We start from the raw sequence: 15531 nt of genomic DNA, 5'->3' as shown, positions 1-15531 counted from the left end.
ATCTCACCCAAACTGTTACCTGTCTCGGCGGAATAGCCGCTCCAGTCATGGATTTCGGACTCCAGGACCGGACCGCCGTCGTCACCGGCGGCGCCGGACGGATCGGAAGCACCGACTGTCGAATCCTCGCCGAGGAGGGCGCCGACGTGGTCGTCCTCGACGTGGACGCCGACGGGGCCGAGACGGTCGCCGCAGAGATCGACGAGACCGCCGACGGGGGCGACGCGATGGCCCTCGAGTGCGACCTGACCGACCCCGACGACGTCCGCGCGTCGATGGCCGAGGTGCGCGACGCGTTCGGCGGCGTCGACGTGCTCGTCAACAACGCCGCGATGGTCGACGCGCGCTCGCGGATCGGCGATTACGACGACGATATCTGGAATCGGGACGTCGAGATCAACCTCACCGGGACGTACAACATCAGCAAGGAGGTGTTCCCGCGGATGTGCGACCGCGGCTGGGGACGGGTCGTCAACATGTCCTCGATGGCGGGCTGGTACGGCGGCTTCGGCCAACTCTCCTACTCCGCGACGAAGGCCGCGATGATCGGGCTCGGCCGGACGATGGCGCTCGAGGGCGCTCAGTCGGGGGTCACGTCGAACGTCATCGCCCCGAACATCGTCGTCGGCGACTGGGCCGACATGGATCCCGACGAACTGCGCGAGGACGTCGACGAGTACTTCGCGCGAATCGCCGAGGCGACGCCGATGCGCCACCTCGGGACCGAGGCGGACGTCGCCAACATGGTCGCCTACCTCTGTTCGGAGCAGGCCGGTTACGTGACCGGGCAGGTGATCGGCGTCACCGGCGGCGTCGACCTCTTCAGTTTCTGATCCCGTTAGTCGGGATACGCATCGCGCCACGGCCGCCGGCGCTCGAGGGCGGCGCTGGCGGCGATGACGTCGGCGTCGGCGTGTCGTTCGCCCGCGATTTGCATTCCGACGGGGAGCCCGTCGACGAAGCCGGCCGGAATCGAGGCCGCCGGCTGGCCCGTGAGGTTGTACGGCTGCGTGAGCGCCCAGCCGCGGAGCGGTTCGATATCGACGCCGTCGATGGCCTCGGGCTCCTCCCCGTGGGGGAACGGCGTCGTGCCGACCGTCGCCGTCACGAGCAGGTCGTACTCCGCGAAGAGATCCGCGAACCCGTCGAGCACGCGCGTCCGGACGACGTCCGCGCGCTCGTACTCCCGCGTCGTCGGCTCCTCCGCGTCCACGATAAGGTCGACGAGATACGGCCGCAGGTGGCCGCGGTCGTCGCCCCGCGGATCGAACCCTTCCCGCTCCAGAGCATCGAGCAGCGACTGCCACCGGACGGTGGCCATCGTGTAGTAGGCGTCCAGACTTTCCTCGTTGTCGTGTCCGAGATCGGGGTCGACCGCGTCGACGGTCGCGCCGGCGCGTTCGAACGCCGGGATGGCCTCCTCGAGGACCTCGCGCACGTCGGGATCGACGGGGTAGATTCCCATGTCCGGGCTGTAGGCGATCTTCAGGTCGTCGACGGGACGGTCGACGGCGTCGCGGTACGACTCTCGTTTCGGGACCGAGAAGGGGTCGCGCGGGTGGGCGCCCGCCATCGCGTCCAGCGAGAGGGCTGCATCCTCGACCGTGCGGGCCATCGGCCCGACGGTGGAAAACGGCGTGTGGTTCGCGAACGCGTTCGGCCGGCTGACGTTCGGGAGCACGCCCTGCGTGGGTTTCAGGCCGTAGACGCCGCAGAAGCTCGCCGGAATCCGGACGGAGCCGCCCGCGTCCGACCCCGGCGCGAGCGGGACGAGTCGGTCGCCCAGCGCCGCGCCGGCGCCGCCCGAGGAGCCCCCCGACACGCGGTCGGGATCGAACGGCGTGCCGGTTCGGCCGGCGACGCGGTTGTCGGTCGTTACCCCGAGGCCGAACTCGGGCGTGTTCGTCTTTCCGACGACGACGGCGCCCGCCGCCTTCAGTCGAGCGACGAACGGCGAGTCCGCGTCGGCGATGCGATCCTCGAAGAGCAGCGAACCCGACGTCGTCCGGACGCCCTCGACGTCGTCGAGATCCTTGATTGCAACGGGGACGCCGTGCAGCGGCCCGAGCGGTTCGCCCTCGTCGATCGCCCGTTCGGCCTCTTCGGCCATTTCTCGGGCCAACTCGTCCGTGACGGTGACGAACGCGTTCGTCCTGTCGGCGCGCTCGCGGATGCGCTCGAGCGTGGCGTCGACGACCTCGGTGGGCGAGTACTCGCCGTCCCGGATCGCCCTCGCGAGCCCCGCAGCGGTCATCCGTGTGGGTACTGGGACCATAGCGGATCAGTCCGTGACCCCCATCGACTTCGCGATCGTGTTCAGCTGGATCTCGTCGGTCCCCTCGACGATCCGGAGGATCCGGGCCTGATGGAGGAGGTCCACGTACGGGTTCTCCTCGGCGAGGCCGTTCGCGCCGTTGACCTGCACGACGTCGTCGGCGAGTTCCCACATGACGTTCGTCGCGAACCACTTCAGGATCGACGAATCCATCACCGTCCGCTCGTCTCGCTCCATCTTCCAGGCGAGTTTCAGTCCCGCCGCGTCGGCCGCGTAGGTCTTGGCCTTCCCGCGGGCGAGCTTCGCCGAGACCTGCTGGAAGTCCCCGATCGACCGGCCGAAGGCCTCGCGCTCGGTGACGTACTCGGTCGCTCGCTCGAGCAGGTACTCCGAGTAGCCGACCGCTTCTGCACCCAGCTCGAGCCGGCCGAGCGAGAGGAACTCCATCGCGGCGTAGAACGCCTCGTCGACCGCGCCGAGGACGCGGTCATCGGGGATCCGCACGTCGTCCAGCACGATCTCGGCCTGCGACCCCTCGGCGCCGACGGCGTTGTTGTACGACCCGAGTTCGTACTCGTCGCGTTCGACGATGAAGCAGGTGATACCGCCGTAGCGACCCGCCTCCTCCTGTGGAGTAGTCCGAGCGAACACCTGCACGAAGTCGGCGTAGGGAGCGTTGGTGATCCACTGCTTGCGACCGTTGAGGACCCACTCGCCCCCGTCTTTTTCGGCCGTGGTCTCCATATTCGGCGAATCGGAGCCGTAGCCGGGCTCGGTCTGGGCGAACGCGGTCGACTTCTCGGCGCGGACCGTCGGCTCGAGGTACCGTTCGACCTGCTCCCCCTCGGCCTGCAGGAGAAGCGGTTTCGGGCCCTCGGGACCGGCGAGGGCGTAGCGCGCCAGTCCGGGGCCGTGGGACGCCAGCCGCTTCTTCGCCCGGTACCACGTCACCGCGGAGACGTCCTCGCCGCCGACCGATTCGGGCAGGTTCATCGCGTAGAATCCCGCCTCAGCGGCGCGGCGCCGAATCTCCTCGCGGGCCTCGAGCAGGTCGTCGCTCCAGCGGCCGTCCTCGCGGTGCCCCTTCCGCGGATTGGTGTACGCGTCGCCCAGCTCCTCGACGATCGGATCGACCTCCCGCTCGAGGAACTCCTCGAGGCTGTCGAGGATCAGTCCGGTCTCCTCGTCGACGGCGAAACTCACGCCAGCTGTGGTATCAGTTGGCATACGCGAACGACCGTGCGGAGCGGCTTAAGGTTCGGCCTCCTCCCCCTGCTCTGCCTCGAGCACGATATCGAACCGCTCGCGCAGCCGTTTCTTGTCGAACTTCCCGGTCGAGGTCTTCGGGATCTCGTCGACGAACTCGTAGACGTCTGGGAGCCACCAATCGGGGAACGTCTCGGCGAGGTGGTCCTCGAGTTCGGTTCCGGTCACGTCGGCGCCCGCCGAGGTGGTGATAACCGCCATCGGGCGCTCCTGCCAGCGCTCGTGCTCGACCGCGACGACCGTCGCCTCGGCGACGGCCTCGTGGGCCATCAGTTCGTTCTCGAGTTGCACCGACGAGATCCACTCGCCGCCGGACTTGATCACGTCCTTGTTCCGGTCGACGACGTCGACGTAGCCGAGTTCGTCGCGGGTGGCGATGTCGCCGGTCCGCAGGTAGCCGTCCTCGGTGAACGCCGCCTCGTTCTCCTCGGGTCGGTCGTGGTAGCCGTCCGTGACCCAGGGGCTGCGGACCTGCAACTCGCCCATCGTCTCGCCGTCGGCGGGTACCTCCTCGCCGTCGTCGTCCACGATGCGGGTCTGCATCCCCGGGACGGGGAGGCCGGCCTTGGCGCGGTACTCGTACTGCTCGTCGCTGGGTAGTTCGGCGGCCTCCTTTCGGAGCGTGCTGAGCGTGCCTAGCGGCGAGGTCTCGGTCATGCCCCAGCCCTGGATGATCGGCGCGTCGTACTCCTCGTCGTACTTCCGGATGAGCGACTCCGGCGGCGCGGACCCCCCGACCGTCAGCCGGTCGATGTTCGAGATGTCGACCTCGGGGTTCTCGTCCAAGAACTCGGCCATCCCGAGCCAGATCGTCGGCACGGCCGCCGAGAACGTTACCTCCTCCTCGTCGATCAGGCGAGCGAGGGGCTCCGGATCGGTGTGGACGGTCGGGAAGACCTGCTTCGCGCCGACGAACGTCGCCGCGTAGGGGAGCCCCCAGCCGTTGGCGTGGAACATCGGGACGACGGGCAACACGGTGTCGCGCTCGCTGACCCCGTTGGCGTCGACGTGGCCGCACATGATGCTGTGGAGGTACATCGCCCGGTGGGAGTAGGCGACGCCCTTCGGGAGCCCGGTCGTCCCCGAGGTGTGGCACATCCCGTACTCCGCATCCTCGTCGACGTCGGGCCAGCCGTACTCGGTCGAGTGTCCCTCGAGCAGCGATTCGTAGTCGGTCACCGGCTCGAGGTCGGTCTCCGGCAGTTCGTCCTCGCCGCAGAGGACGACGTACCGTTCGACGGTCTCGAGTTCGTCGGCGTTCGCCTCGACTTTCTCGAGTAGCCACGGGTCGACGAACAGCACCTCGTCCCCGGCGTCCTCGATGGTGTGGACGAAGTGGTGGTCGGGCAGCCGCATATTACACATGTGGATCGACCTCCCCGAGCAGGCTGGCCCGAAGTACAGTTCGAAGTGGCGGTAGTGGTTCGTCGCGACGACGCCGACTCGGGCCCCCTCCTCGAGTCCCAGTTCGTCGAGCGCGCCCGCGAGCTGGCAGATGCGCTCGTAGGCGTCCCCGTAGGTGTATCGGTGCATCTCTCCGTCGGGCAGTTTCGTCACCAGTTCCCGGTCGGGGAATAGGTCGACTGCCCGTTCGAGTATCTTGTCAAGTGTTAACTGTGCACCCATCATGGTCGCGGGGACTGTCAACGGCCGGAGTATTAGGTGTTTGGTCGCCCGCGATTCCGTGAGAACGGCGACGGCGCGATTCCGTGGCAACCGCGACGGCGTGACCCTGCGGCTCGAGGCGCGTCTTCCGGTGTGACGGCGACCTCGAGGCGCCGCTCGCTCGTCAGTCGTCGCCCTCGAGGCGCACCAGTTCGTCGACGTCGGGGATGTCGGCCGCGGCGTCGGTGATCTGGTGCATCCGATCGGTGTGCTTTTCGACCGCGTACTCGGCCAGCTCGCCTTCCTGCAGGCCGATGCGCTCTCCCTCCTCGGTGTCGGACTGGAACCGATCGTCCTCCGTGATGCCCTGCACGAGCGGGAGAAGCTCGTTGACCGTCTCCTCGACGAGCGTCGGATCGACGCCCTCCTCCCGAATGAGCTTCTTGAGCTGGTTCATCCCGAAGCCGACGTGTCGACCCTCGTCGCTGCGGATCTTCGTGAAGCCCTCGACGAGCCCCGGCAGGTGCGGCAACTCGTCGAACTCGCCGCCGTAGGAGGTCTGCATCCCGTAGTAGCCCGTCTGGGCGAGGATCCCCTCGACGGTGAGGTGGTAGTGACAGTACGCCTTCGCCCGATTCTCGGGGGTGTCTTCCTCGAGGAGTCGGAACTGCGCCTTTCGGTTGCGGTCGAACAGCTCGATGTACGGCTCGTTGAACCACCGCTCGTGGCGCGGGTTCGATCGCTCCCAGCCCAGCTCGTCCTCGACCGTCCAGACGACCTCGCGCCAGTAGCGATCGAAGAAGTCCGCGTGTTTGGCCTCCTCGTACAGTTGGGTCGTCAGGAACAACTGGTCGTCGATATCGTCGAGGACCGTGCCGAGCGGCGCGAGGTCCTCGGTGACCGCGTCCTCGCCGGCGCCGAACTTCGCGATCCCGTTGAGCGTCCGGTACCAGTACCCCTGATCGTACTCGTCGGCTCCTTCGATGTACTCGAGCAAGTTCCCGACGTCCCGCTCGAGGTCGATCTCTCCGGGATCCCAGTGGCGCTCGACCGCGTTCCGGTAGTAGCGGTTCGATCGGGACTCCCGATCCATCATCTCGGTAGGAGTGTATTCCGTTGACATACAACATACTACTCGCTCCGGCTATTAAATGTGATGTCGGTGATACCAGACGGGACGGGAGGCTGGGGGCGTCGACCGACGGGCTCGAGCGAGTCAGTCGTCCGGACGCTCGTCCGCGTCCCCGACGCGCTCGTGGGCGTCGAGGCTCGTCATCGTTCGATAGACCGCGATCCGGTCGACGCTCGCGAGCCGATAGCGGTAGTAGCCGTACGCGACGACGAACCAGCCGATGAGCACGACGCCGACCGTGGGACGCTGGAGCAACGTGACGATCCAGAACGCGCCGGTCACGACGGCGCCGCCGACGACCGCGAGGAGGAGCCCGCGATACCGCCGGAGCCGGAACGGGGCGTTCGCGTAGTGGTCGGGGAACTCCCGCGGGAGGTTCCAGAGACCGACCGCACAGAAGAAGTACGCGGTGAGACTGGCGAGGCCGATGAACGCGGCGAGCCCGACGATTTCGTCCGCGAGGGGAACGAGCGCGAACGGCGGGAGCCCGAGAGCCAGCACGGCGTAGTGGGGCGTCTCGAAGCGCGGGTGGATCCGGGCGAACTGTCCCGGGAAGATCCCGTCGCGACTCGCGCGCATGAGCGTCCGCGAGAAGACGAGCAACGTCGTGTTCACCGTCGTCACGACGGCGAAGAGGGCGCCGGCGGCGACGACGTACTCGCCCCACCACGGGAGAAACGCCCCGGCGGCGATCGCGAGGTCGGCCTCGCTGCCGAGTTCCGCGTAGGGGACGACGCCGACGAGGACGGCGATCAGCGCCACGTAGAACAGCGCGACGATGCCGATGCCGACGCCTAGCACGAGCGGAATGGTTCGCCCGGGATCGTCGATCTCCTCGCCGAGTTCGACCAGCAGGCCGAAGCCGAGAAACGGGTAGAACAGCGCGACCACCGCGAGCGCGAACCCGCCGTAGTCCGGGAGGAACGGGGCATAGTTCGCGGGCTCGACCGCGCCGAGGCCCGGAACGACGAAGACGAGCAGCGAGGCGACGAGGCCGGCGACGAAGACGAGCTGGACCCGCGCGACCGTCCTGAGTCCGATCAGGTTGACGACGAGGACGAACGCGAGCAGGCCGTAGACGAACAACGGCGACGGGGCGTCGACGAAGATCCGCACGTACTCGGCGAAGCCGGTCGCCGTGATGAGCAGCGACGCCCACGCGACCAGCGGGATCGTCCACGGGACGAGAAACCCCCAGAAGGGCGCCGTCAGCCGCGAGATGTAGACGTACAGGCCGCCGGCGACGGGCATCGCGGAGCCGAGCAGCGCGTTGTACAGGACGACGAAGCCCGCGGGAATCGCCGCTAGCACGGCCGCCAGCACGAGTGAGGGTCCCGCTGTCGCGGCCAGCGGCCCGGGCAGGACGAAGATCGGGACGGCGATCGCGTTCCCGACCAGCAACGCGAGTACCCCCACCACCCCGACGCTCGAGGAGAGCGTCGTCGAATCGCCCTCAGTGTCGTCGCTCATCGTCGATGGTGCGCTCGGTTCGCCGCTGTCGGAGTTTGTAGCGGCGAATTCGACGACCGACAACGAATCCGACCACGCCGCCGAGGACGGGGGTCAGTACCAGCAACGCGTCGGCGAGTACCAGCGCCAGGACGATACCGACGCCGATACCGATCACGAGACCGCCCTCGGGGTACTGGGCCGCGGCGACTTCGCGCTCGTCGTCGTCCATCTCGGCCGGTTCGTCGCGGTAACGCCCGATTGCCATGTTATGTGCTACCATACTTCGGAACAAATAAATTTCGATGTCTGACACGTTGCGCCCGTGCTCGCCGGGAGCTACTGAGATCGGACGCAACACCGTCTCGAACGGAGTCAATGAGTAATCAGCCTCGAGAACGGTTCGCGACCTGCCGAAGAATAGAGCTACTGCGACAGCGCGTGGTGAACCGGCGTTACGAGCGCTGGGTCGCGGAACCGATGTCGAAGAACTCCGCGTAGAGTCCCTTCGCGAGGGCGTCGAGGTTCTCCTCGGCCTCGCTGGCGTTCATCGCGTCGCCCATCCCCTGCCACTCGACCGAGAAGCGGCTGATCGGGACCAGCGCGAGGCCGCCGATTCGGATCTCGCCGTCGGGCGTGTGGACCGTCCACTCGGTCTGCATCCAGTCGGACGACCGGGTGACGTCTTCGATGTGGGCGCCGTCGTCGACCCATCGCTCGACGAGTCCGTCGGTGATCCGGCGCAGTTTCCGTTCGCCGAGCACGTGGGCGACGACGCCGCCGCCGACGAGCAGGCCGAACGCCGCGAGGGCCATCGGGAGCCCGCCGTAGGGGATGTTCAACGACGCCGCCAGTCCGCCCACCACGACGACGAGTCCGAGGACCCGCGCGTCGACGGCGCTGGGGACCGTCCCGCTCCAGCCCGACTCCTGCGTCGACTGCTCGACCTGGGTCGGCTGTTCGAGTTGCATGTTACCCGAGAGAGGGGACGACTACGGGGTAGCCGTTATCCTGTCCCTGTTCCGCCTTTATGGTAAAATAGTCACTCACAATCGAGTAATTCGGCGTCGCCGTGTGGTTCGTGAGGACCGCGAGCGCGCGCCGCTGGTCCTCGAGTCGGAGTCTCGGCTCGTCGTAGGCGTGATCGAACACGCCGCGCGGATCGGCCGCGACGGCCTCGGTGGCCTCGGCGCGCTCGAGGGTCCCCTGAATGCCTCCATCGTGGCAAGCCACCCACATACCGATTCCCGTCGCGGCGGGTTCGCCCGGCGAAAAACCGCACCACTTCTTTAGGGATCTCCGTCGAAGCGCGAGTATGGAGGATTCCGACGTCACCGTCGATGTCGAGGTAGAGGTCGAAGTCGACAGCGAGGAACTCGAACTCGAGGCCGCGGACCGCCGCGAGTTCGAGGGCGAGTTCGAGACCGACGGGCTGACGATCGAGGTCGAAGCCGAGATCGAGGTCGAAGGGGAAGAAGAGACGGAAGGCGAAGCGGAAGACGAGGAGTAGGCCGACGCCGGCCGATATCGGGTCGCGCCACGCGTCGCGGAATCGGGGGGAAAATCACCGCTCGGTTTCCACCGACGCCAGTTCTCGCCGAGCGGTGTCGAAAAACGCTATGTCCTGGCTCCGGAAGCCCCGCGTATGACCTGGACGGTGATGCCGTCGTTCGACACCCACGCGCAGGCCCGCGAGGAATTTCGATGGAACCTCCCCGAGGAGTTTAACCCGGCCGTCGACTTCCTCCGGAAACACGACGACACGAGTCGAACCGCGCTTCGCTACGAGGTTCCCGACGGCGGCCTCGAGACTTACTCGTTCGACGACCTCGACGACGCTTCCGACCGGATCGCCGCCGCGCTGGCCGATCTGGGCGTCGAGACGGGCGACCGAGTCGGCGTCGTCGTCCCCCAGAAGCCCCAGAACCCGATCTCGCACCTCGCGAATTGGAAGCTAGGGGCCGTCTCCGTACCCCTCACCGTGCTCTTCGGGCGCGACGCCCTGCAGTACCGGCTCGCGGACAGCGAGGCGGCGGCGGTCGTCGTCGACCCGAGCGTCCGCGAGACGATCGAGGAGATCCGCGAGGAGTGTCCCGACCTCGAGCACGTGATCGAACTCGGCGGCGCCGAATCGGTGGCTGGCGATGCCCACGCCTTCGACGACCTGCTCGCTGAGTACGACCCCGGCATCGACGTCTACGACGCGACCTCCGAGACGCCCACGGCGATCATGTACACCAGCGGCTCCACGGGGCCGCCGAAGGGCGTCCGCCACTCTCACGCGCTGTGGCTCGGCCGGGCCGCGGCGGCGTACAACTACTTCGACCAGGGGCTCGAGCCGGGCGAAACGACGCTGTGGACGCCCGCGGACTGGGCCTGGGGTGCCGCCCTCGGCGGGACCCTCTTCGCGGCGTGGCACCACGGCTGTACGATCGTCGGCTGGCCCCGCGACGGGTTCGACCCCGAGGAGGCGTACGACCTGATGGAGCGCCACGGCGTAACGAAGGCGTTCATGCCGCCGACGGCACTCCGGATGCTGATGTCGGTCGACGACCCCGAGGAGCGATTCGATCTCGACCTCGAGACGTTCGCCTCCGCGGGCGAACCCCTCACCTCGGAAGTCGTCGACTGGGTCGACGAAACGTTCGCGGACATCGCGATCAACGAGTTCTACGGCCAGACCGAACTCAACCTCGTCGTCGGCAACTCGTCGTCGTGGTTCGACACCCGTCCGGGGAGCATGGGTAAGCCGTTCCCCGGCTACGAGGTGACTGTACTCGACCCCGAGACGCGTGAGGAACTCGAGGCGGGCGAGGTGGGCGAACTCGCCGTCAAGCCCGACGACCGACGCGTCTTCTTCGACGAGTACTGGAAGCTCCCGGAGAAGACCGAAAACAAGCGGACGGAGGACGGATGGTTCCTCACGGGCGACCTCGTGGAGCGCGACGACGACGGCTACTGCTGGTTCGTTTCCCGGACCGACGACGTGATCCTCACCAGCGGCTACCGCGTCGGGCCGATGGAGGTCGAGGAGGCGATTTTGCACCATCCGCAGACCGAACAGGCGGGCGTCGTCGGCGTCCCCGACGAGACCCGCGGCGAGGCGATCAAGGCCTACGTCCAGCCGGCGACCGACGACTACGACCCCGACGCGCTCCGCGAGGAGATCCGCGACCTGGTCCGGGAGCGCCTCGCGGAGTACGAGTACCCCAAACACGTCGCGTTCGTCGACGAACTGCCGACGACGACCACCGGCAAGATCCAGCGGCGCTCGCTGCGCGACGGCGAGTAGACGCGACGCGCTAGGGGGACTCATCGACGTCACCGCGCTGACTCCGCAGCTACCGTTCCACTCCTGTGATCGGTCTCGCGTCCGCCGTTTCACCCTTGCACTCGATCTCGCGGAGGCCTTTTCATCGCCTCGCGTTCGTTCCAACGAACCGGTTCCGTGAGTCGGTTTTATTACGTGTCCGTGTGAAATTCGGTTCATGTATCGCGTTTTAGTCCCCGTCGACACCAACGAGGACCGAGCGCTCGAACAGGCGAAGTACGTCACGTCGCTACCCGACGCGGCCGAATCGGTCGAAGCGTACGTACTGTTCATCTTCGACGAGGAGAGCGCGGACCTGCCCGAAGAGTTCGAGCAGTTCAAATCCGCGTCGCGGATCGGCTCCGTCCGCAGAGCGAACGAACGCCTCGAGGCGGCGGGCGTCGAGACGACGATTCTCGAGGGCAGCGGCTCCGTCGAGGACGGCGACATTCTCGAGGCCGCGGCGGACCACGACGTCGACGCCATCGTCCTCGGCGGCCGGAAGCGCTCGCCGGTCGGCAAGGCGGTGTTCGGCAGCGTCACGCAGTCGGTGATCCTCAACACCGACCGGCCGGTCGTCGTCACGGGCGGCGGCAGCGAAGACTGAAACCGCGCCTCGAGGCGTTCTACTGACCGCTCAGACCCGCAGTGGCGACGCTGCGTCGATCGACGAGCGCCCGTTCAGCGATGGCCGTGCGGCCCGTTTCGGCGTCCTCGACGCTTCCGCACCTCCTGAGCGTCTGTCATTCCGCTTCGTTCTCGTTCGACTCCCGAGATTTGATATCGCGGCAATTAGTTTATAGTCGTGATAGTAACTGAGTCTGATTGGTATGCCGAACCGGCGCGCTGGCGGCGCCGAAGACGCGCTACGGACCGAATCGTCGCCATCCCTGCCGGTTTCACCGCTACTTATCCCCCGACAGATGAATGACAGTATATGGCACTCGAGAACCCGGACCTCTCCGGGAAGACGGCGTTCATCACGGGCACGACCCGCGGCATCGGGAAATCGATCGCGCTCGCACTGGCCGAGAAGGGCTGTAATATCGTCTCGACGGGCAAGACGAGCGAAACGGACGATGATTTCGAGGACAACGACCTCGAGGGGACGATCGAGCAAACGGCCCGCGAAGCCGAGGAGCGCGGCGTCGACGCGCTCCCCGTTCAGTTGGACGTCCGGGACCCGGCGGCCGTCGAGGCCGCGGCGGAGCGCGCCATCGACGAGTTCGGGACCGTCGAGATCGTGATCAACAACGCGAGCGCGATCCAGATCGCGACCGTCGAGGACCTCCCGCCGAAGCGCTTCGACCTCCTGACGGACGTCAACGTGCGCGGGACGTATCTGGTCGCGAGGGCCTTCGCCGACCACCTGCGGGATGTCGAGGACGCGTGGCTGCTCGCGAACGCGCCGCCGGTGACGATCGATCGCGCTCCGGGATCGGCACCCTACGCCTGGTCGAAACTCGGGATGTCCTTCGTCACGCTCTCGATGGCGGAGGAACTCGCGGCCGACGACGTGGGTTGCAACGCCTTCTGGCCCGTAACGGCCATCGACACCCGCGCGACGCGGTACTTCGGGATGGGGACCGAGGACGACTGGCGGACGCCCGAAATCGTGAGCGACGCGGTCCTCGAGATCCTCTCCCGGGACCCCGCCGAGTTCACCGGGAACGCCGTCTACGACGAGGAACTACTGCGCGAGGCGGGCGTCGAGGACTTCTCGCGGTACAACCTCACCGAAGGCGATCCGGATCCGCGGTCGGCGCAGTTGTTCGATCCCGACTATCGCCGGTCGGAGTGACGAATTCCGGACGTCGCGTGACAGGCCCGGTGGCGAGTGACGAACTCCGGGCGTCGACTGTTGGACCCCGGTGGCGAGTGGCGAATACGAGGTGATTCTACCGGATGACTCGAGGAGGTGTGACTGGTGCGATCGACTACGATTCCGCCGGCTCCCGCCTTCCGATCCGGCCGGCGACCGCGAGCGGCACCGTTCCGGCGGCGATCGAGGGGGTTTCGCCGTCGCCGCTGGCCGTGTCGCCGTCGCTCTCCTCGATGACGTAGCGCTGGCCCAGCATCGGATCGAGTAGGCTGTCGACCTCGCCGCGGTCGTCCCGGAGGACGGGCGCGTCGGTGGCCTCGAGGGCGCCCAGGCGGTTGTCGATTTGCTCCGCGAGGTCGACGGGGAGGTCGCGCTCGGCGTTTCTGTCGTCGAGTTCGGCCGCAGTGAAGTCGGTCTCCTCGTTCGTGGCCACGATCTCGATGTTCTGGATGGCGTTGGCGTCCGAGGTGCGGAAGGCGTACGTCTCGCCGAAGGCCTCGTCCATCGTCTTCCGCTGGGCGCGGTAGAACTCGCCGGCCGATCCCGTCGGCGCGGCGATGACGTTGGCGTGGAAGCGCCCGTCGTCGGCCAGGCGATCGGAGACCAGTTCCATGAACTCGACGGTGGTCAGGTGGAAGGGAACCTGATCCTTCTTGTATGCGTCGAGGACGATCAGGTCGTACTCCTCGCCCGTGTTCTGGAGGTACTGCCGGCCGTCGGTCGTGTGCGTGGTCATGTTCTCGCCGTGCTCGAGGCCGAAGTACGCCTCGGCGGTGTCGGTCACCTCGGGATCGATCTCGACGACGTCGACGTCGACGTCGTAGCTGCGTTCGAAGTCCTTCGGCCCTGTGTAGCCGCCGCCCCCGATGAACAGCACGTCGCCGACGTCGTCGACGTCGTCGGCCATGAGCATCGGCAGGTGGAAGTACGTCGTGTACTCGAAGACGTGGCGGTCGGGATCCTCGAGGTCCATCGCGCTGTGCCGGGCGCCGCCCAGGTATAGCGTGCGGACGTCGCCGTTGTCGACGACCTCGAGTTCCTGGTAGGCGGTCTGGGTCTGGTAGACGACGTCGCCGCGGTAGTCGAGCGCGACCGGGCCGACGCCGGTCGCGGCGACGAGCAGGACCGCGACGCCGACGCTCGCGAGCGTCGGTTTCCGGGGCAGCGCGGGCGCTTCGAGGAAGAGCGCGGTTCCGACGAGGGCGACGCCGAAGACCAGCCCGATCGTGTCGACGGTCAGCGCGGGGATGAGGACGAACGTGGTCGCGGCCGACCCGAGGATGCTGCCGATCGTCCCCAGCGCGTAAACGTGGCCAGACGCCTCGCCGGTGCTCTTCTTCTGGGAGAGTTCGGCGGCGTAGGGGCTGATGAACCCGAGCAGGTACGTCGGCGGTCCGAACAGGGCGATCGACGCCGGGAGGGCGGCGTACCGCGGCGACAGCGGCAGCGACGACGTCTGGAGCAACAGCAGGTCGCTGGCGAAGATCACGACGCCGATGTAGGTCGCCGTGGCGAGTAACAGCCACGTTATCTGCCGATTCGTCGCGTCCGGTGCCCGCTTACCGCCCTGCCAGTAGCCCAGGCTCAACGCCGCGAGACAGACCGTCATGATGCCCCCGACGGTGTAGATGTGGTTCCCGAACTGCGGCGCGACGATCCGGAGGGCGAGAATCTCGATACCCATGCTGGTGATCCCCGAGACGAAGACGGCGAGTTCGGGGTTCGTGGGCCGATAGGAAAGCGCGCTCCGCGCGGTCATTATCGGACGAAGGCGGCCCGGCGACGTGTACCTGTCGCCTCGGTCGCGACCTCGCGATCGGTGATCCAGGCGACGTCGTTCGGTCCCGCGGTGATGCCGTTCAGTCCCGCGGTAACGCTGTTCGGTTCCGCGGTAACGCCGCTCAGCGCCGCGTCATCACGAGCGTGAGCACGAACAGCGCGACCGCGGCGACCGCGACGGTCGGGAGGTCGTACTCGAGAGTGCCGACGATGGACGCGCCCCAGACGATCAGCGCGGCGAACACCGTCGACAGCACCGCGTTCATCGCGAGTATCACCCGCGGGTCGCCCTCCGAGGACTCGAGTCCCTCTTGGAGCCCGTCTCGCTCGCCGTTAGGGCCGGCTGACATGGCCGAATACGGGGCCGTGGATCACTTAGTCGTTTCCCACGCCGGGTCGCGAGCACGTCCACAGCATCCGTCGACGTCACCGGTATTTATGCCGGTCCCCGCGAACGTGCCCGGTATGCGCGAGGTGACGGCGTCTCGAGTCGTCGACGCGACGCCCGCGGAGCTCTCGGAGTGGCTGGATCCCCCGACGATCGTCCGCGCGGAGGGGAGTTTCGACGTCGAATCCGTCGAGAACCGCGACGACGCGGTGGTCGTCGTCGCCAGCGGGCCCGGCATGGCGCTGCCGCTGCGATTCGAGGACCGCGACGGGGCGATCTACTACACGCAGGCGGGCGAGCAGGGACCGTTCTCGGCGATGGAGACGTGGATCGAACTCGAGGACGCCGACGCTGACTCGGGCACTCGGGTCACGGTCCGGTCGTCGGCCTCGCTGGCGGCGCCGCTGCCCTTCGGCGACCGGATCGCCGCCTGGAAGCGCGGCGGCGAGGTGACGCGGCTGCTCGAGGCCGTCGAAGACGCCTTCGACTGATCGCTCTGTCCCGT

General features: G+C 67.3%; 16 protein-coding genes. 6 read left to right on the top strand and 10 right to left on the bottom strand.

Annotated elements, in window-relative coordinates:
- Positions 1-47: 47 nt before the first annotated feature.
- Positions 48-833 carry an SDR family NAD(P)-dependent oxidoreductase gene (locus J0X25_RS21550; RefSeq protein ID WP_207289501.1) on the top strand — a complete coding sequence of 262 codons (786 nt, stop codon included), beginning with the start codon at positions 48-50 and terminating at the stop codon, positions 831-833.
- 5 nt (positions 834-838) lie between these two features.
- On the opposite strand, the gene J0X25_RS21545 is transcribed toward J0X25_RS21550, so the two are convergent.
- The 8 genes from J0X25_RS21545 to J0X25_RS21510 form a co-directional block, all read right to left on the bottom strand.
- Positions 839-2275, bottom strand: a complete 1437-nt coding sequence (locus J0X25_RS21545; RefSeq protein WP_207289500.1) for an amidase — start codon at positions 2273-2275, stop codon at positions 839-841.
- A 6-nt stretch (positions 2276-2281) separates the two neighbouring features.
- Positions 2282-3502: an acyl-CoA dehydrogenase family protein gene (locus tag J0X25_RS21540; RefSeq protein ID WP_207289499.1), complete on the bottom strand. Its 1221-nt coding sequence runs from the start codon at positions 3500-3502 to the stop codon at positions 2282-2284.
- 24 nt (positions 3503-3526) lie between these two features.
- Positions 3527-5167 (bottom strand): long-chain fatty acid--CoA ligase, encoded by a 1641-nt coding sequence (locus J0X25_RS21535; protein ID WP_207290840.1) that lies wholly within the window; start codon positions 5165-5167, stop codon positions 3527-3529.
- Positions 5168-5330: 163 nt separating this feature from the next.
- On the bottom strand, positions 5331-6269 hold the full coding sequence (locus J0X25_RS21530; protein ID WP_207289498.1) for a ferritin family protein: 939 nt from the start codon (positions 6267-6269) through the stop codon (positions 5331-5333).
- 93 nt (positions 6270-6362) lie between these two features.
- Positions 6363-7748, bottom strand: coding sequence for an APC family permease (locus J0X25_RS21525; protein ID WP_207289497.1), 1386 nt, complete (start codon positions 7746-7748; stop codon positions 6363-6365).
- The gene (locus tag J0X25_RS21520; RefSeq protein WP_207289496.1) at positions 7732-7995 is read right to left on the bottom strand and encodes a hypothetical protein; all 264 of its coding nucleotides are present in this window, start codon (positions 7993-7995) and stop codon (positions 7732-7734) included. Before J0X25_RS21520 ends, J0X25_RS21525 begins: the two co-directional genes overlap by 17 nt.
- 187 nt (positions 7996-8182) lie before the next feature.
- Positions 8183-8698, bottom strand: coding sequence for a hypothetical protein (locus J0X25_RS21515; RefSeq protein ID WP_207289495.1), 516 nt, complete (start codon positions 8696-8698; stop codon positions 8183-8185).
- Between the two features lies 1 nt (position 8699).
- Positions 8700-8966, bottom strand: a complete 267-nt coding sequence (locus tag J0X25_RS21510; RefSeq protein ID WP_207289494.1) for a hypothetical protein — start codon at positions 8964-8966, stop codon at positions 8700-8702.
- A gap of 76 nt (positions 8967-9042) precedes the next feature.
- Here J0X25_RS21510 and J0X25_RS21505 point away from each other — a divergent pair, with 76 nt between their 5' ends.
- The 4 genes from J0X25_RS21505 to J0X25_RS21490 all read left to right on the top strand — a co-directional run bounded on the left by J0X25_RS21505 (position 9043) and on the right by J0X25_RS21490 (position 12838).
- Positions 9043-9237 carry a hypothetical protein gene (locus J0X25_RS21505; protein WP_207289493.1) on the top strand — a complete coding sequence of 65 codons (195 nt, stop codon included), beginning with the start codon at positions 9043-9045 and terminating at the stop codon, positions 9235-9237.
- A gap of 135 nt (positions 9238-9372) precedes the next feature.
- The gene (locus J0X25_RS21500; RefSeq protein WP_207289492.1) at positions 9373-11019 is read left to right on the top strand and encodes an acetate--CoA ligase; all 1647 of its coding nucleotides are present in this window, start codon (positions 9373-9375) and stop codon (positions 11017-11019) included.
- Between the two features lie 196 nt (positions 11020-11215).
- On the top strand, positions 11216-11644 hold the full coding sequence (locus tag J0X25_RS21495; protein WP_207289491.1) for a universal stress protein: 429 nt from the start codon (positions 11216-11218) through the stop codon (positions 11642-11644).
- 330 nt (positions 11645-11974) lie between these two features.
- A complete protein-coding gene (locus J0X25_RS21490) occupies positions 11975-12838 on the top strand; it encodes an SDR family oxidoreductase (protein ID WP_207289490.1) in 864 nt (287 codons plus the stop codon).
- Positions 12839-12974: 136 nt separating this feature from the next.
- Here J0X25_RS21490 and J0X25_RS21485 read toward each other — a convergent pair whose 3' ends face one another.
- Positions 12975-14618, bottom strand: coding sequence for a spermidine synthase (locus J0X25_RS21485; protein WP_207289489.1), 1644 nt, complete (start codon positions 14616-14618; stop codon positions 12975-12977).
- Between the two features lie 142 nt (positions 14619-14760).
- Complete coding sequence (locus J0X25_RS21480) at positions 14761-14988, bottom strand: DUF8107 family protein (protein WP_207289488.1); 228 nt, start codon at positions 14986-14988, stop codon at positions 14761-14763.
- A gap of 115 nt (positions 14989-15103) precedes the next feature.
- On the opposite strand from J0X25_RS21480, the gene J0X25_RS21475 reads away from it, so the two are divergent.
- Entirely contained in the window at positions 15104-15517 is a 414-nt protein-coding gene (locus J0X25_RS21475; RefSeq protein WP_207289487.1) for an SRPBCC family protein, read from the top strand.
- The last annotated feature ends 14 nt before the right edge of the window (positions 15518-15531 follow it).

Source organism: Haloterrigena alkaliphila (genome assembly GCF_017352155.2).
Lineage (GTDB): Archaea > Halobacteriota > Halobacteria > Halobacteriales > Natrialbaceae > Haloterrigena > Haloterrigena alkaliphila.
This window is presented reverse-complemented; position numbering and strand designations above follow the sequence as displayed.